This window comes from Flavobacterium sp. KH_035 (assembly GCF_057839565.1).
Genome location: NZ_CM174492.1, coordinates 1,606,457 through 1,632,359, shown reverse-complemented (window position 1 = coordinate 1,632,359; position 25,903 = coordinate 1,606,457). Strand labels below are relative to the sequence as shown.

Sequence of the window (25,903 nt, the reverse complement as noted above, 5' to 3'; positions counted from 1 at the left end):
CCTTTAAAAAACTAAGATTTTACTAATTTATCTCTTTTGATTTTAGTGGTGTTGGTATTTTTTACCACACTTTTAACTTGTAAATCATCTAAAACATTCAATGCTTCTTCAACATAAACATCTTTCGATAGTGCCTGATGCCAGGCATCTCTTTTTTCTTTTAGTGTTGCATCGCTTTTCATTTCAAGCTCTTCGTAAGGCAATGATTTAAAAACCAGACTGTTTTTATAATCAGAAATTGGTTTGTATTTTTTACCTTCATTTTCTACCTGCTCCTGAGTGGCTTTGAAACTTTTGATGTTTAAGCTATAAGTATTCTCTTTATTCTTAACATCAATCCATTTTGCATTGTCTTCAATTAATTTAAATTGCGCATTTTGAGCAATTCTATTTCTACTGCTTTCAATTGCTTTGTTGAAATTTCCATTCGAATGCCATGTACTGTAATCAGCAGGATCTATTTTATCCCACGGCATCGCATTATCAATATCGCGCTCTCCCATTTTTAAGTAAGCATAACGATCCGGCATTACCACATCACTATGAACTCCTTCTAACTGAGTTGAACCTCCATTGATTCTGTAAAACTTTTGTCCTGTAATTTTCAAAGCACCCAGATCTCCATAATTTGCATTTCGTACAAACTGATTTAGATCCAATACATTTTGAACTGTTCCTTTTCCGTAAGTTTGTTTACTACCAATGATCACTCCACGTTTGTAATCCTGAATTGCAGCAGCTAAAATTTCTGAAGCCGAAGCCGAGAAGCTGTTTACCATGATTACTAACGGACCGTCCCACTCGACTTTTTTATCTTTGTCGTATAGTACTTCTTTCTTTTTTCCTGCCGATTTTACCTGAACGATTGGTCCTTCTTCAATAAACAATCCGGCAATATCCACCACCGTTGATAAAGATCCACCTCCATCGTCACGTACATCAAGTACGATACCGTTTATATCTTCTTTTTTAAGTCTTTCTACTTCAAGAGCAATGTCTTTCCCGGCATCACGACCGTCTTTATTTTCAAAATCGATATAAAATTTAGGTAAATAGATTACACCGTATTTCAATCCGTTTCTTTCTACAATACTCGATTTAGCGTAAGTTTCTTCAATTTCAACTACATCTCTGATGATAGAAATTATCTTAATAGAACCGTCTACTTTCTTAACTGTAAGTTTAACCTCTGTTCCTTTGTGTCCTTTAATTTTTTTCACAACATCATCCAAACGCATTCCAACAACATCTACAGGTTCTTCGTTTCCTTGTGCAACTTTCAAAATTAAATCTCCGGCTTCAAGCTGTTTTCCTTTCCAAGCCGGACCTCCGGAAATTAACTCATCAATTTGAGTAAAATCATTTTTCTTGGTTAATCTTGCTCCAATACCTTCTAATTTCCCACTGATGTTAACATCAAAACGGTCTTTATCTTCCGGTGCAAAATAACTTGTATGCGGATCAAAACGGGTCATGATTGAGTTTACATATACCGAAAACCAATCTTCCTTATTTAGATCTTTAATCAAACTAAAGTTGTCGTCTAAAGATTTTAATGAACTTTCACGAGTTTCTTTTTCTAAAGTTTCAAAAGTTTTCTCCTTATAATTAGGATCTGTTTTCTTTTTATCTTCTTCTAACTTTTGTTTGGTTACCAATGAAGAAAGGGTAGACAATTTAATTTGTTTTCTCCATCTTTCGTTAATCTCTGCTGTATTTTTTGCGTACGGCAGTTTATCGTAATCCGCATTAAAAGTTTCATCCACATCGTAGTTGAAAGGTTGCGCTAAAATAGTCTTATAACGTTTTTTACTTTCTTCCATTCGTTTCATCAATCTTGTATAGGTAAGATTGAAAAACGTTAAATCTTTATTCAAAAACTGATCGTCTAATTGCAACTCATATTGTTTGAATTCATCAATATCAGATTGCAAAAAGAATCTTTTTGAAGGGTCTAATGCTTCGATATAATCTTTAAAAATTCCTTTAGAAAACTCGTCATTTATTTCTGCCGGACTGTAGTGCCCTTTTTCAATAACAAATGCTAATAATTCCAAAAGTGTTTTATCTCTATTCGGGTCCGGATCTACTGATTTGTCTGCATTTATCTTAAAAGCAAACAAAGTCAATGACAAGCATAATACGGCTATAAGTATTTTATAATTTCTTTTCATAAACTTAATAATAGCATTCATCAAATTTTTTAATCTAAGTTACGGTAAAAACTGTGCCAACAAAGCCAAGCCCGCTATAATTTTTTGTTAAAGATATAAAAATGTTTGATGCGCAAAAATCTTCTTCAAATTAGTTGACAAATTTTGGTTTATTTGTTCGTATTCTACCAAAATCTGTCACTACATTTGCTTAATACCCTTATATAACCTTACGATTTTAGCATGAAAAATGAGAAACCCCTAATATTAGTTACCAACGATGATGGCATTTTAGCTCCTGGAATCAGAGCTTTAATAAGTGTGATGGAAACGATTGGCGAAGTAGTGGTGGTCGCACCAGACAAACCTCAGAGTGCCATGGGGCATGCCATTACAATAAACAATACACTGTTTCTTGACAAAATTTCTAAAGAAGAAGACGTTGTAACTGAATACAGCTGTTCGGGAACTCCTGTAGACTGCGTCAAACTGGCCGTAAATGAAATTTTAAAAAGAAAACCGGACTTGTGCGTTTCCGGAATTAATCACGGATCAAACTCTTCTATAAATGTGATTTATTCAGGTACTATGAGCGCTGCTGTAGAGGCCGGAATAGAGGGGATTCAGGCAATAGGTTTTTCTTTACTGGATTTTGACTGGAACGCTGATTTTGAACAGATCAAGTCGTTCGTCAAAAAGATTACTTTGCAAACTCTCGAAAACAAACTACCTCCCGGAGTGGTTTTAAATGTAAATTTTCCAAAATTAAAAGAAGAAGAAATTAAAGGAATAAAAATTTGTCGTCAGGCAAAAGCCTACTACGCACAGAAGTTTGACAAAAGACAAACTCCATTCGGGAAAGATTATTACTGGCTTACGGGAAAATTCACAAACGAAGATCAGGGTGAAGATACCGATGAATGGGCTTTAGAAAACGGGTATATTTCGGTTGTTCCGGTGCAGTTTGATTTAACCGCACATCATGCCATGCAGCAACTTAATACCTGGAAGTTAAATGAATAAAAAAGACATGGTTGTTGGTTTTATAACCGGAATTTTTACTGCTCTACCGGGAAGCTTTTTGTTTGTTTCGTTCTTTACAAAATTTGATGTTTTATAGGAATCCAGACGATCAGACAACAAGGATATCTTGGAAAAGTACTTACAATTGGAACGGTTTTAGACCTGGCCGTTTTTGGTATTTTCCTAAAAACAAATCGGAATTTTATGGCTAGAGGCGTTGTTTTGGCAGTCATTGTTCTGGCAATTTCAACTTTGTTTATTTAAATCTTATCTTTGTGCTGCAAAAATTCTTTTGTGTGTAAAGTTGGAAACACACTTTCAAAAAAATCGATATGAAATACTACATAATAGCTGGTGAAGCGTCAGGAGATTTACATGGTTCTAATTTAATGAAAGCATTGTACGAGGAAGATCCTCAGGCAGAAATTAGATTTTGGGGCGGTGATTTAATGCAAAAAGCCGGTGGAACTCTGGTAAAACATTACCGTGAACTGGCTTTCATGGGATTTGTTGAAGTTCTTTTCAATTTGAAAACGATTTTAAACAATATTAAAATTTGCAAAAAAGACATTACAGCTTTCAAACCTGATGTTCTGATTTTCATAGACTATCCGGGTTTTAATATGCGTATTGCCAAATGGGCCAAAGCTTTAAATTACAAAACTCATTATTATATTTCACCACAAATCTGGGCGTGGAAAGAAAATCGTATTAAGGCAATCAAACAGGATATCGACAAGATGTTTGTAATCTTACCTTTCGAGAAAAGCTTTTACGAAGACAAGCATCATTTTCCAGTCGATTTTGTGGGACATCCTTTAATTGATGCGATTCAAAATCAGTCTTCCTTTGATGAAACGATTTTCAGAAAAGAAAACCAATTGGGAGAAAAACCCATTATTGCAGTTCTACCCGGAAGCCGTCAACAGGAAATTACAAAAATGTTGAGTGTTATGCTTAGTGTGGTTGATGACTTTCAAGATTATGAATTTGTAATTGCAGGTGCTCCAAGTCAGGATTTTGAGTTTTATCAGCAATTTATCAGCAACAAAAACATTAAATTTATTTCGAACAAAACCTATGATTTGTTGCGCTCTTCAACAGCAGCTTTGGTAACCTCCGGAACGGCTACTCTGGAAACGGCTCTTTTTAAAGTTCCTGAAGTTGTTTGTTACAAAGGAAGTGCTATTTCTTATCAGATTGCAAAACGCATTATTACGCTAAAATACATTTCACTTGTTAATTTAATCATGGATGAAGAAGTGGTTACAGAATTAATTCAAAGTGAGTGTAACACCAAACGAATTAAAGAAGAATTACACAAATTGCTAACACCTGATTATCGCGAGAAATTACTAAAAAATTATGACATCCTGGAGCAAAAACTAGGTGGAATAGGTGCCAGTAAAAAAACGGCAAAACTTATTGTTGCTGACCTAAAACAAATTTAAATATTTTTTGATTTGAAAAAAGCAACTCTTTTAATTCTCATCATCGTCCTTTTCGCTTCTTGTAAATCGGCTTCAACAGCGGTGAGCAATAAGGAATCGAAGCGTGAAAACAGATATACTGTAAATCATTTGATTGAGCACGCAACAGACAATATTGGAGTACGATATAAAGCAGGCGGTACGACAAAAAGCGGCTATGACTGCTCCGGATTGGTATTTACTACTTTTGAATCAGAAAATATAAAACTACCCAGAAACTCTTTTGAACAAGCCAAGGTAGGCAGAACTATTAAATTTAATGATGCCCAAAAAGGCGATCTTATTTTTTTTAAAACAAATAGAAGCAAACAGATCAATCATGTCGGACTGATTGTAGAAGTAAAGTCAGACGAAATCAAATTTGTTCATTCTTCCACTTCAAAGGGAGTCATTATTTCATCAACCAAAGAAGCTTATTATCAAAATTCATTTACCCAAATCAACAGAGTAATTGAATAAATAAATTATATTCTTTTTCTTACAAATAATTTAATACTTTTAGCTCATGAAAGTATTAGATTTCCCTTTAACTAAAATTACCATTTGGTTTATTTGCGGTATTTTAGTTTCGTATTATTATCCACTCACATTCTGGATGGCCGTTCCAACCTTTATTATTGGTTTCATTGCTTTTTTAATTGTTTATTTTTCGATTCAAAAAAATAAAAAGCCACCTTTATTCTTCGGTATAAGCACTTATTTCGTTTCGTTTCTTATTGGTGTTGTGACACTTTTATTTCACACCGAGTCGCTACAAAAATCCAATTATACACATTGCAAAGAAGCTTTTACAGCTCCTCAGACTATAAATTTTGTCATACGTGAAAAATTAAAGGGCAATGCATACAATGATCGCTACAATGCAATAGTCAAAAAGATCAATAGCAGAGATTACTCCGGAAAAATTCTGGTAAACATTCAAAAGGACAGCACTAAAAACCCAATCATTATTGGAAGTATAATAAAAGCCAAAACCATTTTACAACGTAATAACCCAAATAAAAATCCAAATCAGTTTGACTATGAAAAATACCTTTCAGATAAACAGATTTATGCTCAGGTATATTTCAATACAGCAGAAATCTCGGTTAGCAAAAAAATTCCAAAAGACATTTGGTATTATTCAGGTCGCTTACATTCAAGGATCTATAACAATCTGAAAAAGGCAGATTTTAATCCGACGGAAATGAATGTCGCTCTTGCTCTTATATTGGGGCAACGACAAGAAATTTCAAGCGATCTTGTTCAGGATTATCAATTCTCGGGAGCCACACACATCCTCTCCGTTTCCGGGCTACACGTTGGTTTTATTATGTTGTTTATCAGTTTTATTCTAAAACCCGTTCCCAATACACGAAAAGGCTCTTTATTAAAATTAATTTCGATTCTCCTGTCTCTTTCAGTTTTTGCGATACTCTCAGGCCTGTCTCCGTCAGTATTGCGTTCTGTTGTCATGTTTTCATTCCTGGCTGTTGGTAATCATCTTAGAAGAGCAGGTAGTATTTACCATACTTTACTTGTTTCTCTACTTTTAATTCTACTCTTCGAACCTTATTTTCTGCTTGATGCTGGTTTTCAGTTAAGTTATCTCGCTTTGTTTTTTATTCTTTGGCTACAGCCTTTGTTAAAAAGCATCTGGTCTCCAAAATTCAAAATTTCAAAATTCATCTGGAATGCGTTAACCGTTTCTTTCGCTGCTCAAATAGGAACCTTACCTCTGTGCCTGTATTACTTTCATCAATTTCCGGGATTATTTTTTGTGACCAATATTATTGTGATTCCTATTCTTTCTTTTATAATGATCGCAGGAATTATAGTAATGCTTCTTGCTGTTTTTTGTCCTCCTCCCATGCTCTTAATTGAGATATTTGAAAAAAGCGTTTCTCTATTAAATCTTATGATTCACTACGTTGCTTCGCACGAATCGTTTGTTATACGGAATATTAGCTTTAACTTCTATCTTTTAATCACTTCTTATTTTATAATTTTTACTTCCATTATTTGGGGTAAAAAAACCAATTACAACACAACGTTTGCTCTACTGATTTCTATTATCACCTTTCAAATTTCCCTACTTTATACCAAAAGAGAAACAGAGACCAAACAGGAAATGATTGTCTACCACACAAAGAAAAGCACTTTACTATCTCAAAGAAAAGGAAGCACAATCAAAGTGTATTCAAATGATGCAGTACCCCTTCAAACATCAAAGGCAACCATTCTAAATTCTTATTTGGTGGGGAATTTCGGCAAATTAGACACTATTACTAGAATTAAGAATATACTGTTTTTTAATGGCAAAAAAATCTTAATAATTGACAGTTCCGGAATTTATGAAAGTAAAATTCAACCTGACATACTGATGTTGATTCAATCTCCAAAAATAAACTTAGAGCGCGTTTTACAGGAGTTACATCCTAAAATTATAATTGCAGACGGATCCAATTCTTACGCTATTCAGAAAATCTGGAAAAGCAGCTGTAATAAAAAAAACATCCCTTTTCATGCCACAGCCGAAAAGGGATTTTACTCCTTGAATGAATAATTTTTTAATTACTCTAGAAAACACAAATAAATCTCTTTTTAAGTCCGGGATACTTTGATTGATTCTAACAACTACATTTTCATTTAACATGCGAAGAAGTTTTACAAAATCAAACAGCTAAAATGCTTATGGATTCAAAATTAAATTCGCATCTGCTATCCATGCTTTTGCGCCACCCTGCCTATAAGGAACCAAACCTAAATTGTTAAAAGTCGTTTTCCCTTTTCTAACGGAAGCCATTAAAAGACATACTTGAGGTAGTTCTGCAATGCCTAAAGCATTTTTTAATTTTAGATTTTGCTCTTTTACCATGTCCGACACAGAATCATCAGACATATCAAGTTTTACTAAAATAACATTATCACGTGACCATACCGCAAAATCAGGTGTGACAAAAATTTCACTCTGAATCCTCTGCGGTGCCCCAGCGGCAGTAAAAAAAATCAATAAAGGCCGTTTTTGTGAATCACTCGCCATGATGGCATCATTCATATCTGTCTTCCAAATTAAATTTTGCGAATGCAGACCAAACGCACCTAAAAAAAATAATAAGATAAGTAGTTTTCGGGTCATACTAAGTTGGTTTTTTTAAGTAGGTTAATGCGACTAAATTAACATAATATCTTTATCAAACAAGACATATCTAAACAAAAACGATAAAAAAAATAACAGAAACATAAATTCACTAATAAAGTCACAAATTATTAAGAAAATAAAAATATATCCGGCTTTAATTGACAAAACCACTGATCAACAGAACAAACCGTTCAAAAAAAAATCCCTTCTCACCCGAGAGCAAAAAGGGAATCTACAAATTAAACTAAGAAACTTAATTTAAATTTTATCATTCACTTGGATGTAGAATTGCATTTGATTCCGCAATCCAGGCTTTTGCACCACCTGGCTTATAGGCAATTTTTCCTAAAGCACTAAAAGTAGTTTTATTTTTTCTGATCGAAGCACTTGCGAAACATACCTCTGGTAAGTCCTCAACTCCAAAAGCATTCTTTAATTTTAGTTTTTGCTCTTTATCACTTTCATCGGCAGTACTGTCAGACAAATCAAGCTTTACAAGGATAACATTGTCTCGTGACCAAACCGCAAAATCCGGAGTTTTGAAAATTTCGTTTTGAAGATTTTCCGGTACACCTGAGGCAGTGAATAAAATCAACATCGGTTTTTTCTGTTCATTACTAAGTGCAATTGCATCCGTCATGTTCGTCTTCCAAACTAAGTTCTGTGCCTGCATAAAAATTGAACCGAAAAAAAACAGTAGGATAAGTATTTTTTTGGTCATATTAAATTGGTTTTTGGTTAGAATATCAAAACGAAATTAACATAATATTTTAATTTTCCAATTTTTATTAATATAAAAAATGCATTATACTTTTTTTTATATGAAATAAAATATCAAATACTTAATAAGTGTAAAATTGGTAATTCCTTTTTCTTACTAAACAAAAAAACTCCCTACCAAAAGGCAAGGAGTTTTTTGAACTATAATTGTATTTGAGTATTTACTTTAAGATTTTTTCGGATGTACAATTCCTTCTGCAACTGTTAACCATGCAGCCGGACCTCCCGCAACATATCCTGTCTGACCCAGTCCTTTAAAATTGACTTTCCCGTCTTTGGATTCTGCACTTGTAAAATAAATGGTCGGAAACCCCTGAATTCCGAATGCTTGCTGCAATTCATTATTCTGATTTTTAAGTTCTGGCGTTTGGGGTGTTCTTCTTGGATAATCCAACTCAACCAAGACTACATTCTCGGCAGCCCATTTTTTGAATTCAGCTGTTTTTAAAACCTCATTCTGCAAACGAATACACCATCCACACCAGTCACTTCCGGTAAAGAACATTAACAAAGGTTTTTTCTCCTTATTACTTATTGTTATGGCTTCTTTGACGTCTGTATACCATTTTAGCTCTTGTGCCTGTGTTACGAATGCTCCGGTTAAAAACAGTGTTATTAAAAATATTTTTTTCATATCCCTTTTATTTTTCACAAATTTAAACAAAAAAAGAATCGCAAAATGTCGTCTATTTTACTTCTTGCATTAATTTTCTAATAATTGGCGAAATTGCAATTAATATAACCCCTGCAACAATCGAATAAATTGCCAATTGGTAATATCCTTCTGTATAAGACTGCAGCTTAGAAAGCAATGTATCTCCTGTATTTGATCTTGATATTTCTGCACCTAATTTCCCTGCAAATAATTGTCCGAATGCACTTGCCAGGAACCACAATCCCATCATCATTCCGAATAATCTTTTTGGTGATAATTTGGTAATAATTGACATTCCGATTGGCCCTAAACAAAGCTCTCCAATAGTTGTTATCAAATAAGCAAACGTAAAGACATTTAAAGAAGCTATACCTTCTGAGCTTGCAAAAAACTTAGTTAGATAAAAGATGTAAAAGGAAGCTCCAAGGAATAAAAACCCAATTCCAAACTTAATCAAAGTGTTTGGTTCAATTTTTCGTTTTCCTAGCCAAATCCACAATAAACCAATAAGCGGACTCAAAACAACTACAAAAAAGGTATTAGAACTATTATTAACTACATTAGGGTCTATCGTAAAAAACAACAATTGATCACTCAAATTGTCTTTTGCAAAAAGCGATAACGACCCTCCGCTTTGTTCGTATATCGAGTTAAACAACAAATAGAAAAATACAAACAAAAAGGCTGCGAAGAGCTTTTTCTGCATTTTTACATCTCCTAGTTTTATCAATTCATAAACAAAATAGAGAACGGCAATTATACCAATCGTATACATGAAATAATCCGTATAATCGGTATTTTTCACCATTATAAAAATAAATGGCAAACTCAGTATCGATACTGTATACACTATTATTTCACGAATTCTTCTTTTACCTGCATCCAGATGCAATAATGGAGAATCTCCAATTGGACCCAAATGTTTTTTTGTAAACAAAAAGGTGATCAATCCCAAAAACATCACTATTGCGGCCGACAAAAAGCACAGTTGCCAGGAGTAGTATTTTCCTAAATAAATACACAAAGCACCCCCTAAAAGACCTCCAACATTTATTCCGGCATAAAACATTCCGTAACCTGCGTCTCTACGACCATCTTCTTCATGGTACAACTCTCCTACCATTGAAGAAACATTTGGCTTAAAAAATCCTGTTCCAATGATCGAAAACGCAATACCATAATAAAACATCACCTGGGGAGAGAAGGCAATCAAAAGATTTCCAAGAATCATAACGATTCCTCCAAAGAATAATGATTTTTTAAACCCTAATACTTTATCAGCAAAAATACCGCCGATAAAGGTAAAAGCATAAACAAAAGCCTGAATGGCTCCATATTGTAAATTGGCGTGTTCATCTTTCAACAAAAGCTGATCTACCATAAAAAACGTAAGTACGCCACGCATTCCGTAAAAGCAAAAACGTTCCCACATTTCAACAAAAAACAAATACCACAGTTGTCTTGGATAAGTGCCTTCAAAATTTTGAATCTCCTCTAAAGTGATCTTCTCTTCCATTTATTTATAAATAATTAATTAATTCCTTTTTCTTTCATCACTTTATTAAGCTCCTTTACCAAGGCAAACATTAGCACTGTTGCAAACATTAACAATGCAAAATTAACCCAAAAAAAGTTAGCTTTATTATCGTAGGTGTCCCACATACTAGCCAAAACTCCGCTTAATTTATTCCCTATTGAAGTAGATAAAAACCAACCTCCCATCATTAAGGATGTAATATTTACCGGACTTAGTTTAGATACCACCGATAATCCCATTGGACTTAAAAACAATTCTCCTATGGTTATGATTCCGTAATTGGCTACCAACCACCAGACACTCACTTTCTCCGCCCCATCATGACCAATTTGAACGGCAGCTATCATAACTAAAACCGACAATGCAGAAATTAATAACCCAAAGGCTATTTTAGTAGGTGTTGAGGGTTCTTTTTTTCTTGAACGTAAAAAAGAAAAAAAAGCAACAATCAAAGGGGTTAGTATGATTACCCAGGCAGGGTTTATAGATTGACTTAAATTAGTTGCCCATAGATGTACTTTACCTCCTTCTGCGGGAAGTTTCTCTGGCGCAACGTTTCGAAAATATAGCGGATAATTTACTTCTTTCTGAACTTCACCGTTTACTTTTTGCAAACGAAACTGATGATCGTAAAGTTCTACCGATTCTTTTTTATATTCTACTTCTTTGGCCAATTTTAATTTTCCAACAAGCTCACCCGTTGTTCCGGTAACTTCTCTGTCTGTATAGCGATCTGCCCAAGTGGTAAGCGCTGAGCCATTAAGTTTAAAAACCGCCCAAAATAAAATAACAACACCAAAAATAGCCAACAAAGCTCCTATTGGTCGTTTGTCTTCTGCTTTCGCTTTAAAATAAAGTGATCCGTAAAAGAAAATTATCGGAATACAGGCAAATATAAAGGCATCTGTACTATCTGAACCAAAAATATAACTGTCTAAATTTGTTTCTGACGTTACTCCTTTTATCAACCAGCCAATTGCTCCAAAAACAAACGATGGTAATAAAATAAACAGGATGATTTTGTAAAACGGCATATCGCCTTCCTGTACTCCTTTTTTCTGATCATGACCTACATAATGTTTTGTACCCAATAAAAACACAATAACACCAATAAACATACCTACACCCGCAGCCATAAAGGCCCAATGCCAGCCTAATAGAATTTGCAGTGCAGCACCAAAGAAATTACAAATAAAACCTCCAACATTAATTCCCATATAGAAAATATTGTAGCCTTCGTCTTTTTTATCTTTATATTCTTCATTAGAATAAAAACTTCCCAATAGTGTAGAAATATTAGGTTTAAAGAAACCATTTCCTACAATCACCAAAGTCATAGCAATATAGAGCACCGTTATATCATGAACTCCCATTAAGAAATAACCAATACCCATTAAGATCCCTCCCAAAACAATCGATTTTTTATAGCCTAAATATCGATCTGCGATAAGTCCACCAATAAAAGGAGTTAAAAAAACCAATGCGATAAAGGTTCCGTATAAGTCAGAAGCTTCTTTCTCGGTCATAGCAAAACCATCCTTTACATCTTTTAGATATAAAGTAAATATTCCAATCATTAAGTAATATCCAAAACGTTCCCACATTTCAGATAAAAACAAAAAAGGCAATGCTTTAGGGTGTTTTTTCCACATAACTATACAGTCTTTAAAATTAAAATTACCTACAAGCCTAGACCTGTAGGTAATTTTTTATATCTAATAATTATTAATTATCGAACGCCATGCATCATCTTTTTCAAAAATGGAGTTAACGCAAATAATATGATTGCAGCAAGTCCTGTAAGTACTACGAATACCATGAAAAACTCGTATAAATTATGGATTTCAAATCCAGCAAAGAAGTGATTATGTGAACTAATCTGATGCTTTTCTAATAAAGCCAATTGTTCCGCTGTTGGTGTAATTTTGTTGTCTAAAACTGCCTGAAGATCGATTCCTAATTCTTTTGCTTTTGCAAATTTATCTCCTGTTGCAGGCAAGATAGAACCTAAAGTTCCTCCTAAAGCATAACCGGATGCATTTGACAAGAAAAAGACCCCGTATAACAATGAAGCGAAACGTTTTGGAGACAGTTTACCTACCAATGACAAACCAATTGGAGACAAACACAATTCAGCGCATGTATTTAAGAAATACAATAAAATCAACCATTTCACCAATAACAACCCTGAAGTTCCAATATAAGAAACCTGAGTTGCAATCATGAAGAAACTAATAGAAATCACGACTAAACCAACGGCTAATTTTACCGGTGAGATTGGCTCTGTTCCTTTGGCTCTTAAAGTATCCCAAAGTATACTAAAAGGTACCGCCAGGATTACCACAAACAATCCGTTAAAAATCTGAACCATCGACGGTGGCATTTGCCAGCCAAAAAAGTTTCTGTCCGTTTGATTGTCTGCAATAAAAGTCAGTGATGAACCAGCTTGTTCAAAAGCTGCCCAAAAGAAAATGATAAAAAAGGAAACGATATAAATAACGATAATCCTGTCTCTCTCAATTTTAGTTAAAGAAGTGTCCGAAATAATTAATCCGGCTAATGATAAACCACTAGAGTAGATTAAAGTATAAATCAGGTTTTGGCCTACCACATAATGAAAAAAGAATCCTAAAGCTACAAATGCGATTCCGGCAACTGCTAACGCTTTATTTGAGAAATTTGCTTTTTGCGCTTCTCCTTCTTCAAAATCAGAAGCGTCATTTTTAGAAGGTAAACCTCCTAATGGTTTTCCTTCAGGAGAAACTACGTATTTATTCTTTAAAAAGTAAAAAAGTAACGTCCCTAATAACATTGCAATAGAAGCGGCAAGGAATCCCCATCTAAAAGCATGAATATCTCTAATTCCGCCAGCATCTTTTACATCTCCTAATAAAGGACAAATAGACTGACCTAAAAAAGCTCCAATATTGATACCCATATAGAAAATAGTAAAAGCACTATCCAATTTTGTTTTTTCCTGTTTTGGATACAAACTTCCAACCATACTTGAAATGTTTGGCTTGAAGAATCCGTTACCAAAAACAATAACTCCTAACGCCGTATACATAATGATTGTAGCAAAGGCTCTGTTACCTTCAAAAACACTACCACTGGTAAACAACAACAACTGTCCAATTGCCATTAACAATCCGCCTAATAGAATACAGTTTCTGTTTCCCAAAAAACGATCGGCAACAAAACCACCCAACATAGGTGTTAGATAACAAAGTCCAAGGAAACCTCCATAAATTAAAGAAGCCTCTTCTTCCTTCATCAATAATGAATTCACAAGAAATAAAGTTAATAAAGCTCGCATTCCATAAAAATTGAATCGCTCCCACATCTCCGTTCCAAATAATACCCAAAGTCCTTTTGGATGTGCAGTTTTTACTTTAGTTTCTCCCATATTCTTTATTATTTATTTAAGGTTTTTAGTTTTATGTTATAAATTTTCTTTGATAAAGTTAGTCATTTTGTTATAAAGCTGAATTCTGGTCTTTCCGCCATGAATCCCGTGGTTTTTATCCGGATAAATCTGAGAATCAAATTGTTTATTCGCTTGAATTAAAGCTTCCATCATTTGCATTGAATTTTGCACATGCACGTTATCATCAGCCGATCCGTGAATCAATAAGAATTTCCCTTTTAATTTATCAACGTGATTTATCGGAGAGTTCTGATCGTAACCGCTTGCGTTTTCCTGAGGAGTCTGCATGTATCTTTCTGTGTAAACACTGTCATAAAAACGCCAGTTTGTTACCGGAGCAACTGCGATTGCCATTTTGAAAACATCGTTCCCCTGAAAAATACAATTTGAAGCCATAAATCCACCAAAACTCCATCCGAAGATTCCAATTCTTGCAGGATCAACATACGGATAAGCTCCGATTACTTTTGCAGCATCAATCTGATCTTCTACTTCGTATTTTCCTAATTCTTTTTGAGTTACTTTTTTGAAATCAGCACCTTTATACCCTGTTCCTCTACCATCAACACAAGCTACGATATAACCTTGCTGTGTAAGAGATACAAACCAATAATCATCTGGATTGTTCCAGTCGTTATTTACCTGTTGAGAACCTGGACCAGAATACTGGTACATGAAAACAGGATATTTTTTTGAAGGATCAAAATCTTTCGGTTTTAAAATCCATGCATTAAGCTCATTTCCTTTTGCTGTTTTTAAAACGAAAAATTCTTTTGCCGGTAAGTTGTAAGCTACTAATTTAGAAGAAAGATCTTTATTGTTTTCGATAACCTGAATTTCTTTTCCCGTTTTAGCCTCGTTCAAAGTATAAGTAGTTGGCTGTAGATTACTTGAAAAAGTATTAATAAAGAACTGAAAATTAGGGCTGAAAGTTGCCGAGCTCGTTCCTGTATTTTTAGACAAACGAACTTTGTTCTTTCCATCTAACGCAACGCGATAAATATCTCTGTTGATTGAACCGTTTTCTGTAGATTGGTAGAAAACTGTTTTGTTTTTTTCGTCGAAACCGTAGTATGAAGTTACTTCCCAGTTTCCTTTTGTGACCTGATTCTTAAGCTTTCCGTTTTTATCATACACGTAAATATGATTAAACCCGTCTTTTTCACTTGTCCAGATAAAGCTATTGTCTTTTAAGAAGGTCAAATCGCTGGTAACATCGACATAAGCTTTGTCTTTTTCATTTAGAACCACTTTTGCGGCTGCAGTCGTTCCATCTACAAACAACAAATCCAAATTATTCTGGTGACGGTTTAAAACCTGAGCCGACAATAAATTGTTGTCATTTGTCCATTGTAATCTTGCGATATAAAAGTCATTGTAGTTTCCTAAATCTACTTTTTTACCCGTATTACCCACCGCATCATATATATGTAAAGATACTACCGAGTTTTTTTCTCCTGCCTTAGGATATTTAAACGTTTCAATGGTTGGGTATAAATCTTTTTTAAAGATAGACATCGAAAATTCCGGAACGGCACTTTCGTCAAAACGGATATAAGCTATTTTTTTACTGTCTTTACTCCAGTCGAAGGCACGTACAAACGCAAACTCTTCTTCATAAACCCAGTCCGTAATACCGTTGATAATGGCATTCTTCTTTCCATCGGTTGTAACCGCTGTTGATTTTTTTGACGCCAGATCATATACATACAAGTTATTTTCTTTTGCATATGCGATTTTAGTCCCATCAGGAGAAAAAGTCGGCTCCTGAATTTGAAAATCAAACAGTTTAGTTAACGATTTAGTATTAATATCATATAAAAAATAATCTGCTGTAAACGAATGACGGAAGATTTTTTTGGTATTGCAGGCAATTAAAATCTTTTTTTCTGAGGCATCAAAAGTATAACTGTCAATCCCTTCAGAAAGCGCTGTGTGATTCTTGGTATCAATTAAATTAGCTACTTTTTTTAATGTTGCAAAGTCATATAAATCGATTTGCATGCTTCTGCTGGCCTGATCTACATTTAGAACTGTATATTGCTCTGTGTTTTTTAACGATTTCAGTTCATCCATTCCTTTTGCCCGAAATGCTCCACTATAAATATTCTCGACAGTAATTTTTTGTTGGCCGAAAACAGTCGCAACTAAAAACAAAAATATAACAGTAATTTTACCTGTATTCATTAGAATTATTTTAAATATAAAAAAGAGCCCAATTTTAGTAAAAAAAATGAACATAATACCCATTATAATTGTTAAATGTTAAAAAAAATAACGATTGCGTACTTTTCAATTTTCAAATACATTGCAAACAAAAGTCTTAAAATAGTATCTTTGCCGCAACTTTATTATTTAAAATACTGAGAATGAACAACGCTGTTGCCGGATTTTCGAAATTATCCAAAAAAGAAAAAATAAACTGGATTGCCAATACCTATTTTTCAAGCCCTGAAGAGGCCCTGACTATTATAAGAAATTACTGGAATACAGACGAAAAGCTACAACAATTGCACGATGAATTCATCGAAAACACCATTACCAATCTTTACATCCCGCTTGGAGTAGCGCCTAACTTTCTGATCAACGGAAAATACAAAACAATTCCGATGGCAATTGAGGAAAGTTCAGTAGTTGCCGCAGCATCAAAAGCAGCCAAATACTGGTCGACGAGAGGCGGTTTCAAAGCAACCGTAATCGCTACAGAAAAAATCGGACAAGTTCACTTTACCTTCAACGGAGATGCCCAAAAACTAGAATCTTTTTTTAACCAGATTAAACCTAAAATTTTATCTGACACCCAAAGCATTACCAAAAATATGCAACAACGAGGTGGCGGAATTCTAGATATAAAACTAAAAGATAAAAGAAGTCTTCTCGAAAATTACTTTCAACTTCATGCAACTTTTGAAACCAAAGACAGCATGGGAGCAAATTTCATCAATTCCTGCCTGGAGCAATTTGCCACTACCTTAAAAGACGAATTTCACCATTCTGATTTGTTTTCAGAAGATGAAACTTTAAAAGTAATTATGAGCATTTTGTCTAATTACGTTCCAAATTGCATTGTTAAAGCAGAAGTTTCTTGTCCTATAGAAGATCTAACAGAAAAACACATTTCAAATCCACAAGAGTTTGCCGAGCGTTTTGTACAAGCTGTTCAGATTGCGGAAGTAGAACCATTCAGGGCTGTTACACACAATAAAGGAATTATGAACGGAATTGACGCTGTAATTCTTGCAACCGGAAATGATTTCAGAGCAGTTGAAGCAGGAGTTCATGCTTATGCCTCCAAAAACGGCCAATATTCAAGTTTATCTCACGCTAAAATCGAAGACGGAATTTTTACTTTCTGGCTTGAAATTCCATTAGCACTGGGAACTGTAGGCGGATTAACTTCTTTACATCCATTGGTAAAATTGTGTTTTGATATTCTTGAAAAACCTTCAGCAAAAGAATTAATGGAAGTTGTAGCGGTTGCTGGTCTTGCGCAAAACTTTGCTGCCTTACGCTCCCTGACCACTACCGGAATTCAGGAAGGACATATGAAAATGCACCTGAACAATATTATCAACCAATTTGAAGCGACTGAGGAAGAACGTCATTTAATTAAAACACATTTTAAGAAAAATGCCGTTTCGCACAGTGCTGTGGTGGAATTCATTGAAAAATTAAGAAAAAAATAAAAATTCCAAATAATATTATTTCCGAATAAAATTCCAAATTCCAACGTTAATTGGAATTTTATCCCGACGTTTCGGGATTGGAATTTATTTTAAAATTGAAAGAATGAAAACGACCTTTTACAGTAACGGAAAATTGCTTATTTCCGGAGAATATCTTGTTTTAGACGGAGCCGACGCTTTTGCCTTACCAACTAAATTTGGTCAGGATTTAGTAGTCGAAAATGGCTCTAATCAGGAAATCAATTGGAAAAGTTATGATTTTGACGGACAGCTTTGGTTTGAAGACACCATCACTTTCCCGGAGATTGTAGAAAACCCCAAATCGGAACCTGAAACTGTAAAAACAACTTTAATTCAAATTCTGCACGAAGCCTACCGCTTAAATCCTGATTTTCTCAAAAATACAGAGGGCTACAACATCAGCACACATCTTAGTTTCCCTAAAAACTGGGGATTAGGCACTTCCTCAACTTTGCTAAACAATGTTGCTCAATGGACTAAAGTTAATGCTTTTACTTTGTTAAAAAACAGTTTCGGAGGCAGTGGTTATGATATTGCCTGTGCACAAAATAATACGCCAATAGCTTACCAAATTGAAAATAATACGGTAAAAAAAATCTCTTTTCATCCCGATTTCACACAAAAGATTCATTTTTTGTATCTCAATAAAAAACAGAATAGCAAAGCTGCTATAAAAGCATACTACAACAATAAGAATCAAAATTTAGCTCAAAATATCACCGAAAACAATAAAATTACCAATGCAATTTTGAATGCTAAAACAGCAAAGGAGTTTGCTCTTGCTGTAGAAAAACATGAGATTCATTTGAGCAATATTCTGGAAATGCAAACTATCAAAGAGGCCACTTTTCCGGATTTTCATGGTGTTGTAAAGAGTCTTGGAGCCTGGGGAGGAGACTTTGTAATGGTCATTTCAAAAGAAGATCCCAGATCTTATTTTACTTCAAAAGGGTACGAAACCATCCTGACTTACGAAGAAATGATCCTGCAAAAATAAAGCAATAGAGCGTCAACCAATCTAAAATAAAAGAAACGAGACGCTAATTTACTTTCTTACTTTCCCCTTCTTTAGTTTCGAGTCTACGAACTTTTTGAGTTTCCAGCTCGTTAGACTCCCTAAGCGTGTTATGCAAACGTTCGGCCATTTTTTCGATGTTATTGGTTATAGAATCATAAACCTCTTCCATTCTGCGATGCTTTTCTTCTTTTACTGCTCTTAAAACATCTTCCACAAAAGCTTTATCGTATTTTTCAGCAACAGAATCCCGGGTATTGGTAAGCCTAATTACATAATCATTACCCAATATGGTCACTTTAAAATGCTGTTCTTCATTACTTAAGTAATACTTCCCTCCTAATTCATCACCATTAATTTCGGTGCTGCTAAGTTTTAAAAGCTCTGTTATTATTCCAAAAATATGATTCTCTATTTTAGAATACACTCTTGGCTTTCTTCTCAACAGCTTAAACATAAAATTTGAATGCTAGATTATTACAGTATTTGCCCATGGTTCTTTAAGTAGCCTTTGTTTAAATTCGAAAACAAAATTCCAATAAATTAACTATAATATTCTTAATGTCGCAAATTTTTAACCAAAAATCCGTACAAAAATCTCAAAACCGCACAACAAACCGCATCTCAGCCGCTTCAGTAAACAGCAAAAAAAACCGAAACATTCATTAGAACGTTTCGGTTTTCATATTTAAACCTTTTAGCTACTAAAACCTAGTAGTTAAATTGTAATCTATTGTCTTCAATTTTAGCATTATTTTTCAACGCTGGTAAAATTCTGCTTGCATCAGATGCACTTTGCGCTTTCACTTTAGCAACATACTCTGCATGGTTAGCCGCTGCAGGAGCTTTAACTGTACTGATGTTTTTCACTACATATACACCTGTGTTACCTTCAATTGGAGCTGAAATTTTATTTGCAGCTAATGCGAATGCATTACCTACTACTTTTGGCTCTTGTCCTACTCCTCCAGGTAATACCGGATTATCCATAGTAACATTAGCAGCTTGCTGAACAGCTACACCAGCACTTTTAGCAACAGCCTCTAGTGATGAACCTGTCATTTTAGCTTTTAAAAGCTCTGCTTTTTTCTTGTTTTTCAAAATTGACTCTACATAAGGTCTTGCCAATGTTACAGATACTAAACCTGATTTGTTTTCGCTTTTGTATTGTGCAATTACGTGACCGATATTAGCCAATTCAAAACGCTTAACATCTCCAGTGTTCGTTTCTTTGTCAAATGCCCATCTGATAATGTTACGTTGGTTTCCTAATGGACCAAACGCTTCATCCATAGCTTTTGCTGTTACAGGAGCAGCAACTTTTAACCCTAATTCCTTTGCTGTAGCATTGAAATCTTTATCAGCAGCATCCATTTCAAATTTAGTTGCCAATGTAAATACTTTATCAGAAGTAGCTTCAGATGGCTCAATTTTTTGAGCGATAGTAGCTAAACGAATTCCGTCTTGTTTGTCAGTAATTTTGATAATGTGAAATCCGAAAGGAGTTTCCACTAAACCAACTTTTCCAATTCCGTTACTGAATACAAAATCATTGAATGGTTTCACCATTTGGTTTGGACCAAAATATCCTAAATCACCACCTTGTTGTGCAGAAGAATCATCTGAACTTGTGAAAGCCAACATCATGAAACTGTCTGGGTTTGTCTGAACCTGAGCAAGAATTTCTTCTGCTTTAGCTTTAGCTTCTTCTTTTGTTCTTTTTTCTTTTGCGTTTGGAGTTTGAGATCCTTCATATCCAATTAAGATATGACTTGCTTTTGCATTAACACCAGCTTTAAATCCTAAAGACTTAGAGATTGCATAGTATCTTCCGAAAACATATGGTCCGTAAATTGCCCCAGCTGGTAAGCTGAATAATTTATCAGCATCAACTGCTGGTAAAGCATTTTTAGGCACATAAGTTGAATCGTAAGGAACATCAGAATTTGAATTTACAAATTCAGCAATGTTAGTAGCACTTTTAAAACCTGGCAAAGTATCATTTTTACCTGTTTTTGCATTGTACTCTACTCTTCCGTTTAGTAATGCAGTGATTTTAGCTTTAATTTCAGCTTCGTCTTCTTTCGAAGCTTTGTCTTCCACTAAAACATATTGAATTTCACGAGTAGCATCCGCTTTGAATTTCTTCTCGTTTTTCTTCATATAATCTACAATTTCTGAATCAGAAATTTTTACTTCACTATCTTTAATTGAAGAATATAAAGCCGCAACGTAAGCAAAGTTAACTTTGTTAGCTTCCATTTCATATTTCAGCTTTCCTTCACTTACAGTCGTGTAAAGTCCAGCTTTTACTAATGTATTGTAGATTTGGAATTTAGCATTTAGTTCAGCATCTTTTTCTTTTTGAGAAATGAATTGTGCTGCTTCAGGATTTGTTTTAAAATATTCTTTAAATTTAGCTACATCAAAAATACCAGCTGCATTTAAAAACATTGGGTTTTTACCAATATTCGGATCTGCTTTTAAAACTTCAAGTAAGTGTTTTTCACCTACTCTTAATCCTAATTTATCAAACTGTGCTGATAATAATGCGATTGAAACCTCTTGGTCCCAAACTCTGTTTGCAGCTTCAGTGGAAGTAATTCCTTGACCACTTTTTTCAACATTACTAACTTTAACTCTAAAGTCTTCAAATGAAATATCTTTTCCATCGATGCTTCCCACATCTTTTGAACTTTGACCAAATGTTCCTCTTGTGAATAGATCTTGTATTATAAATGCAAATAATGCAAGTGCAATAACTCCTATCAATAAAGCGGAACGCTGTCTAATTTTTGCTAAAACTGCCATTTTTATTATCGTTAATTTTATATTCAGTTTGCGAAAATACAATTATCTAGTTAATAACAATACAACTAGCGTTTTATTTTACACAATTTTTTTTATTAATTTAAAAAATCACTCTTTTATCGTCAATTTAACCAATTCAATTTTCTTATTTGTTGCTTCTTCGATCACAAAATGATAGTTCCCAATCACTATTTCTTCTCCCTTTTGAGGAATTTCTTTGGTCGAATTCACGATAAACCCACCTAAAGTCCCGTAAGAATCCTCCTCAGGAATGGTTAATTTATAGGTTTCATTGAGATACTCTACATCTAATCTTGTCGAAAACAAATACTTACCTTCTCCCAGCTCCTGTTCTATCAATTCCTCGTCTAAATCGTGTTCATCTTCGATCTCACCGAAAAGCTCTTCAACAATATCCTCTATCGTAATAATCCCCGAAGTTCCGCCATATTCATCCAAAACAACAGCTACATTTCTTCGCTTTTTAATCAATAAGTTCAGCGCATCTTTTATCAAAATCGTTTCAGGAACAAATTCAACTGTCATTAAAACCGATTTTATTGTTTTCGGCTTTTTAAACAAATCAAATGAATGTACGTAACCCACAATATCATCAAGCGAATTTTGACTCACTACAATTTTGGAATACCCGGTTTCTATAAATAATTCTTTAAGATCTGCAACGCTGTCAAATAAATCTATGTCAACAATTTCCGTACGCGGCGTCATGATATCACGGGCTTTCACTCCTGAAAACTCCAATGCATTTTGAAAAATCTGAATTTCAGAGTCTACTTCGGCATCATCTTCAACAGCGTTCATTTGTTCTGCAATATAGTTCCCAAGTTCAATTTTACTAAAATACAACTGTATCTGATCTCCTTCTGTTTTGAAAAACTTTCGCAATACAAAATCTGAAATCCAGATGAAAAAAGTCGAAAAATAATAAAATAGTCGGTAAAACAAATAGGCCGGAATGGCAAAGAATTTTATTAATGTATTGGCATAAATCTGAAAAAAAACTTTCGGAAAAAATTCTGCCGTTATCAAAACGATAAAAGTCGAAACAACAGTCTGAACCAGTAGACTTGTCAAATTTGAAAAATGAAATCCGAAATTGATAATAGACTCCAGGATCAAATCTCCCATGTAAAACCCATAAACAACCAGTGCCACATTGTTACCAATAAGCATTGCGGCAATAAACTTTGAAGGATTCCCGGTAAGTTTCGTTAAAATTTGTGAGGCAAAATTATCTTGTTTCTTTTCGATTTCAAGATAAATCTTATTCGAGGAAATAAAAGCTATTTCCATTCCTGAAAAAAAGGCTGACAGTATTAAACATAGTATTATAATACCAATTTCCATTTTTTACTGTTTTTTATTGCGATCGTCAAATTTCTTGACAAATTTCCTCCTGAAAAAAAACATAAATACTGCCATACCAGCAATTATAAAACTCAGAGCAGCAGTATCGTTTCCATCGTTTATCTTTGTAAAACCATCATAAATAAAATAAATGGCAAATATGATGTAAACGTATTGTGTATATTTTAAATAACCCATAATCAGTATTTTTATTCGTTTGATTCTATTTCACCGCTAACACGCTGCGAATTAATCACTTTAAAATCCTTACTAAAATCTATCCCTTGCCCGTTTGAGGCTCCTTTTGCATCCGTAAGCTTAAATTTTCTTTCGGTATAAAACCACTCGTTATTCTGATCGAAGTACAACTGTTCTGTTTCCAGCATTTGTCCTTCTTCTGAAGTGATCCTTACTTTTCCCTGCAAATCAATTATACCGGTTGGCTTGTACGAAACAGCATAATTTGATCTTATAAAGGTACGTTTTTGATTTTTATCATATAAAGTAACATCAATTCCTTTTGGGAATTCAGTAAAAGGAAAGTCAAGATTAGAATAGTCCAACATTTTAGGACTTTTCAAAACTCCAGTTATACGTCCGGAATCTGTATATTTTATATCAACGGTATCTGCATCACTTCCGGGAACGAACTCTGAGAAGTTAATTTTCTGAACTTCTTTAAAATTACTTTCGCACCCAAAAAACAGTGTCACAGTAAAAACTGTGACAACCGCTATTATATATCTCTTTGATAAATTCATTTGCCAAATGTAGTAAATTGTAATGAGCTTAAAAAAACATAAGAGCCTATGCTTAATTGAATTTACTTTTCACGAACCATTTATCATTAAAAGAGAAGCTCAAGCTAAAGTTGAAATAATTCTCCTGAACCAACCCAGCTGACACTGTTCCTCTTTTTCCGAACTCAATCCCAATGTTAACATTCGAAAAAGACCCGTTATTAAGCGGAATTCCAGCTCCTAAAGTCATACCCAGATCATTGATCTCCTGATTATTTACCACCAAACCAATTTTCTCGTATTTTAATCCGGCTCTATAAGTCATTCTGCTTAAATAACTTGTAAATGATGCATAGTTAGGAATGTAATACCCACCGATAGCATATTTTTGATATTTTTCGTAACGAACATTATCTCTTGTGTTGTAATAGTTTGCAAGCTGCCCATTTCCTTGAAAAGAAACTGTAGTACCCACCAACCATTTTCTGGCTTCTCCGATACCGGCACCAAATGTTATTTTGTTCGGCAGTTTTAATTTATCTTCATGATCAGGAGCCGTAATCGGATCAGGATCACCATCTACCTGGATAACTCTTGTGCTGTTTGAATTTAAAGTACTGGCAAAAGTATAATTCAAGCTTGTAAATAAACTCAGTTTTTTATCAATTTTTGTTTGATACATCGTACCAATATTAAAACTAACACCAGACAGTTCAGAAGCATTTGTTTCTCTCGTTGCATTTTGAACACCAGTTACCAGCTCTAAACTTGTGGTCGTGATTTTCCCAAAATTATATTGTGCATCAGCTCCAATATTCCAGTTCTTTTTAATTTTATATCCTAAACCAACAAATACTTTATTAACACCACCTTTTCCCTGAAGCTGGTTACTTGTTGCTCCTTCTGTACCTGTTAAGTCATTTTGAATTTTATATCCAACAGAAGTTACCGGGACTAAACCGAACGCTGCACCAAATTTTCCCATCGGAATTCCTAATGCCAAATAATCAAAAGTGGCTCTTTGTGCCTTTTCTGATTTCTCACTGGTTTTCAAATTAGACGTACCAAAAGATCCCCCAACTGTAAAAGTTGTAAACTTTAAACTCGCGTAACTTGCAGGATTCTCAATATTCAGATGAATACTATCCTGTTCCACTGCAACTCCGGACATAGATCTGTTTTCAAGAGTTCCTTTAAATCTTACATCACCAATTCCGAAAAAAGAATAAGGCGACGCAGTACCTTGCTGAGCGAATGAAACGAACGAGATAAGCAAACAAGCGCTTACTATAATTTTTTTAATCATTGTCGATTTTATATTGAAATGTTTGGTTCAAACTCTCTAAAAGGAAATTTGAATTGGCAAATATGGTATTTTTTAATCGTTTAGCCAAAAAATCTGCATCACCTCCCGTTAAAATTATTATAAAATTTGAAAAGTTTGCGCGATATTCATCGATAAAACCATCAATCTCATAGACGAAGCCATTGACTACTCCGGAATGAATCGCTTGTTTTGTAGAATCTCCTATATAGGAATCCGGGGATTCTAAAGCGAGTAAAGGCAGCCTGGCCGTATAGTTATGCAAAGATTCATAACGTAGTCTCAGGCCCGGAGAAATAGCCCCCCCCCGATAATTGTCCTTTTCGTCGATAAAATCGTAGGTAATACAGGTTCCGGCGTCAATTACCAATCTGTTTTGTTTGGGAAATTCTAAAGTAGCTCCAGCTGCCAAAACCATTCTGTCTATCCCTAATGTTTTTGGAGTCGCATATTTATTGGTGAACGGAAAAACATCCTCATGAGTTAAAAAATGGACATTTAACTCTTTTTCGAAAGTCAAAAAAGATTGTTTTTCGATATTTCCGACCGATGCCACGACCAAATCAGAGCAATTTTGATATTTTTCTAAAATTTTTTTAATTTTTTTTTCGAGCTCCTTTTTCTCAAAAATAAAATTTTCAAGAACACTACCTCCCTCAAATACAGCAGCTTTAATTCTGGTATTTCCAACATCAACCGTTAAAATCATTTTTGTTTTTTTAGCCCTGCGAAGATACGAATTGATTTTTTTA

General features: G+C 34.3%; 21 protein-coding genes. 6 read left to right on the top strand and 15 right to left on the bottom strand.

All coding sequences use genetic code 11. The features are described 5' to 3' along the window. Nucleotides 1-11 precede the first annotated feature (11 nt). A complete protein-coding gene (locus AC3IS6_RS07205) occupies nt 12-2,195 on the bottom strand; it encodes a carboxy terminal-processing peptidase (RefSeq protein ID WP_489164283.1) in 2,184 nt (727 codons plus the stop codon). Nucleotides 2,196-2,396: 201 nt separating this feature from the next. Between AC3IS6_RS07205 and surE the strand changes: the two genes are divergently transcribed. From surE to AC3IS6_RS07185, 4 genes are all read left to right on the top strand, one after another. Continuing rightward, complete coding sequence (gene surE, locus AC3IS6_RS07200; protein WP_489164282.1) at nt 2,397-3,176, top strand: 5'/3'-nucleotidase SurE; 780 nt, start codon at nt 2,397-2,399, stop codon at nt 3,174-3,176. Between the two features lie 332 nt (nt 3,177-3,508). Beyond that, nucleotides 3,509-4,627 (top strand): lipid-A-disaccharide synthase, encoded by a 1,119-nt coding sequence (gene lpxB / locus AC3IS6_RS07195; RefSeq protein ID WP_489164281.1) that lies wholly within the window; start codon nt 3,509-3,511, stop codon nt 4,625-4,627. 12 nt (nt 4,628-4,639) lie between these two features. Then, nucleotides 4,640-5,125, top strand: a complete 486-nt coding sequence (locus AC3IS6_RS07190; protein ID WP_489164280.1) for a C40 family peptidase — start codon at nt 4,640-4,642, stop codon at nt 5,123-5,125. A gap of 46 nt (nt 5,126-5,171) precedes the next feature. Further along, complete coding sequence (locus AC3IS6_RS07185; protein ID WP_489164279.1) at nt 5,172-7,211, top strand: ComEC/Rec2 family competence protein; 2,040 nt, start codon at nt 5,172-5,174, stop codon at nt 7,209-7,211. Nucleotides 7,212-7,337: 126 nt separating this feature from the next. Here AC3IS6_RS07185 and AC3IS6_RS07180 read toward each other — a convergent pair whose 3' ends face one another. The 7 genes from AC3IS6_RS07180 to AC3IS6_RS07150 all read right to left on the bottom strand — a co-directional run bounded on the left by AC3IS6_RS07180 (nt 7,338) and on the right by AC3IS6_RS07150 (nt 16,373). Then, nucleotides 7,338-7,784 carry a thioredoxin family protein gene (locus tag AC3IS6_RS07180; protein ID WP_489164278.1) on the bottom strand — a complete coding sequence of 149 codons (447 nt, stop codon included), beginning with the start codon at nt 7,782-7,784 and terminating at the stop codon, nt 7,338-7,340. A gap of 271 nt (nt 7,785-8,055) precedes the next feature. Beyond that, the gene (locus tag AC3IS6_RS07175; RefSeq protein ID WP_173967106.1) at nt 8,056-8,508 is read right to left on the bottom strand and encodes a thioredoxin domain-containing protein; all 453 of its coding nucleotides are present in this window, start codon (nt 8,506-8,508) and stop codon (nt 8,056-8,058) included. 225 nt (nt 8,509-8,733) lie between these two features. Continuing rightward, complete coding sequence (locus AC3IS6_RS07170) at nt 8,734-9,201, bottom strand: thioredoxin family protein (RefSeq protein ID WP_489164277.1); 468 nt, start codon at nt 9,199-9,201, stop codon at nt 8,734-8,736. 52 nt (nt 9,202-9,253) lie between these two features. Further along, nucleotides 9,254-10,738, bottom strand: a complete 1,485-nt coding sequence (locus AC3IS6_RS07165; RefSeq protein WP_489164276.1) for a peptide MFS transporter — start codon at nt 10,736-10,738, stop codon at nt 9,254-9,256. Nucleotides 10,739-10,752: 14 nt separating this feature from the next. Continuing rightward, the gene (locus AC3IS6_RS07160) at nt 10,753-12,411 is read right to left on the bottom strand and encodes a peptide MFS transporter (RefSeq protein ID WP_489164275.1); all 1,659 of its coding nucleotides are present in this window, start codon (nt 12,409-12,411) and stop codon (nt 10,753-10,755) included. A 77-nt stretch (nt 12,412-12,488) separates the two neighbouring features. Next, entirely contained in the window at nt 12,489-14,165 is a 1,677-nt protein-coding gene (locus AC3IS6_RS07155; protein WP_489164274.1) for a peptide MFS transporter, read from the bottom strand. Between the two features lie 36 nt (nt 14,166-14,201). Next, nucleotides 14,202-16,373, bottom strand: a complete 2,172-nt coding sequence (locus AC3IS6_RS07150; RefSeq protein ID WP_489164273.1) for a S9 family peptidase — start codon at nt 16,371-16,373, stop codon at nt 14,202-14,204. A gap of 182 nt (nt 16,374-16,555) precedes the next feature. Here AC3IS6_RS07150 and AC3IS6_RS07145 point away from each other — a divergent pair, with 182 nt between their 5' ends. Both AC3IS6_RS07145 and AC3IS6_RS07140 read left to right on the top strand, forming a co-directional pair. Beyond that, on the top strand, nt 16,556-17,872 hold the full coding sequence (locus AC3IS6_RS07145) for a hydroxymethylglutaryl-CoA reductase, degradative (RefSeq protein ID WP_489164272.1): 1,317 nt from the start codon (nt 16,556-16,558) through the stop codon (nt 17,870-17,872). Between the two features lie 103 nt (nt 17,873-17,975). After that, nucleotides 17,976-18,890, top strand: a complete 915-nt coding sequence (locus tag AC3IS6_RS07140) for a GYDIA family GHMP kinase (RefSeq protein ID WP_489164271.1) — start codon at nt 17,976-17,978, stop codon at nt 18,888-18,890. Nucleotides 18,891-18,933: 43 nt separating this feature from the next. Here the strand turns inward: AC3IS6_RS07140 and AC3IS6_RS07135 are convergent, their stop codons facing one another. From AC3IS6_RS07135 to AC3IS6_RS07105, 7 genes are all read right to left on the bottom strand, one after another. Continuing rightward, on the bottom strand, nt 18,934-19,365 hold the full coding sequence (locus tag AC3IS6_RS07135) for a hypothetical protein (RefSeq protein ID WP_489164270.1): 432 nt from the start codon (nt 19,363-19,365) through the stop codon (nt 18,934-18,936). Between the two features lie 254 nt (nt 19,366-19,619). Then, the gene (locus tag AC3IS6_RS07130) at nt 19,620-21,719 is read right to left on the bottom strand and encodes a peptidylprolyl isomerase (RefSeq protein WP_489164269.1); all 2,100 of its coding nucleotides are present in this window, start codon (nt 21,717-21,719) and stop codon (nt 19,620-19,622) included. Between the two features lie 108 nt (nt 21,720-21,827). Then, on the bottom strand, nt 21,828-23,087 hold the full coding sequence (locus AC3IS6_RS07125) for a hemolysin family protein (RefSeq protein ID WP_489164268.1): 1,260 nt from the start codon (nt 23,085-23,087) through the stop codon (nt 21,828-21,830). Nucleotides 23,088-23,090: 3 nt separating this feature from the next. After that, nucleotides 23,091-23,285, bottom strand: coding sequence for a hypothetical protein (locus AC3IS6_RS07120; protein ID WP_173967116.1), 195 nt, complete (start codon nt 23,283-23,285; stop codon nt 23,091-23,093). Between the two features lie 11 nt (nt 23,286-23,296). Beyond that, entirely contained in the window at nt 23,297-23,848 is a 552-nt protein-coding gene (lptC, locus tag AC3IS6_RS07115) for an LPS export ABC transporter periplasmic protein LptC (protein ID WP_173967117.1), read from the bottom strand. Nucleotides 23,849-23,900: 52 nt separating this feature from the next. Beyond that, complete coding sequence (gene bamG / locus AC3IS6_RS07110) at nt 23,901-25,133, bottom strand: BamG family beta-barrel-assembly machinery protein (protein ID WP_489164267.1); 1,233 nt, start codon at nt 25,131-25,133, stop codon at nt 23,901-23,903. Then, the gene (locus AC3IS6_RS07105) at nt 25,126-25,860 is read right to left on the bottom strand and encodes a type III pantothenate kinase (protein WP_489164266.1); all 735 of its coding nucleotides are present in this window, start codon (nt 25,858-25,860) and stop codon (nt 25,126-25,128) included. The genes bamG and AC3IS6_RS07105 overlap by 8 nt, the downstream gene beginning before the upstream one ends. Between the last annotated feature and the right edge of the window lie 43 nt (nt 25,861-25,903).

What these genes read in the sequence shown, in the direction of transcription:
- AC3IS6_RS07205 (WP_489164283.1), bottom strand. Translation starts at nt 2,195, where the DNA reads ATGAATGCTATTATTAAGTTTATGAAAAGAAATTATAAAATACTTATA.
- surE (WP_489164282.1), top strand. Translation starts at nt 2,397, where the DNA reads ATGAAAAATGAGAAACCCCTAATATTAGTTACCAACGATGATGGCATT.
- lpxB (WP_489164281.1), top strand. Translation starts at nt 3,509, where the DNA reads ATGAAATACTACATAATAGCTGGTGAAGCGTCAGGAGATTTACATGGT.
- AC3IS6_RS07185 (WP_489164279.1), top strand. Translation starts at nt 5,172, where the DNA reads ATGAAAGTATTAGATTTCCCTTTAACTAAAATTACCATTTGGTTTATT.
- AC3IS6_RS07180 (WP_489164278.1), bottom strand. Translation starts at nt 7,784, where the DNA reads ATGACCCGAAAACTACTTATCTTATTATTTTTTTTAGGTGCGTTTGGT.
- AC3IS6_RS07175 (WP_173967106.1), bottom strand. Translation starts at nt 8,508, where the DNA reads ATGACCAAAAAAATACTTATCCTACTGTTTTTTTTCGGTTCAATTTTT.
- AC3IS6_RS07170 (WP_489164277.1), bottom strand. Translation starts at nt 9,201, where the DNA reads ATGAAAAAAATATTTTTAATAACACTGTTTTTAACCGGAGCATTCGTA.
- AC3IS6_RS07165 (WP_489164276.1), bottom strand. Translation starts at nt 10,738, where the DNA reads ATGGAAGAGAAGATCACTTTAGAGGAGATTCAAAATTTTGAAGGCACT.
- AC3IS6_RS07160 (WP_489164275.1), bottom strand. Translation starts at nt 12,411, where the DNA reads ATGTGGAAAAAACACCCTAAAGCATTGCCTTTTTTGTTTTTATCTGAA.
- AC3IS6_RS07155 (WP_489164274.1), bottom strand. Translation starts at nt 14,165, where the DNA reads ATGGGAGAAACTAAAGTAAAAACTGCACATCCAAAAGGACTTTGGGTA.
- AC3IS6_RS07150 (WP_489164273.1), bottom strand. Translation starts at nt 16,373, where the DNA reads ATGAATACAGGTAAAATTACTGTTATATTTTTGTTTTTAGTTGCGACT.
- AC3IS6_RS07145 (WP_489164272.1), top strand. Translation starts at nt 16,556, where the DNA reads ATGAACAACGCTGTTGCCGGATTTTCGAAATTATCCAAAAAAGAAAAA.
- AC3IS6_RS07140 (WP_489164271.1), top strand. Translation starts at nt 17,976, where the DNA reads ATGAAAACGACCTTTTACAGTAACGGAAAATTGCTTATTTCCGGAGAA.
- AC3IS6_RS07135 (WP_489164270.1), bottom strand. Translation starts at nt 19,365, where the DNA reads ATGTTTAAGCTGTTGAGAAGAAAGCCAAGAGTGTATTCTAAAATAGAG.
- AC3IS6_RS07130 (WP_489164269.1), bottom strand. Translation starts at nt 21,719, where the DNA reads ATGGCAGTTTTAGCAAAAATTAGACAGCGTTCCGCTTTATTGATAGGA.
- AC3IS6_RS07125 (WP_489164268.1), bottom strand. Translation starts at nt 23,087, where the DNA reads ATGGAAATTGGTATTATAATACTATGTTTAATACTGTCAGCCTTTTTT.
- AC3IS6_RS07120 (WP_173967116.1), bottom strand. Translation starts at nt 23,285, where the DNA reads ATGGGTTATTTAAAATATACACAATACGTTTACATCATATTTGCCATT.
- lptC (WP_173967117.1), bottom strand. Translation starts at nt 23,848, where the DNA reads ATGAATTTATCAAAGAGATATATAATAGCGGTTGTCACAGTTTTTACT.
- bamG (WP_489164267.1), bottom strand. Translation starts at nt 25,133, where the DNA reads ATGATTAAAAAAATTATAGTAAGCGCTTGTTTGCTTATCTCGTTCGTT.
- AC3IS6_RS07105 (WP_489164266.1), bottom strand. Translation starts at nt 25,860, where the DNA reads ATGATTTTAACGGTTGATGTTGGAAATACCAGAATTAAAGCTGCTGTA.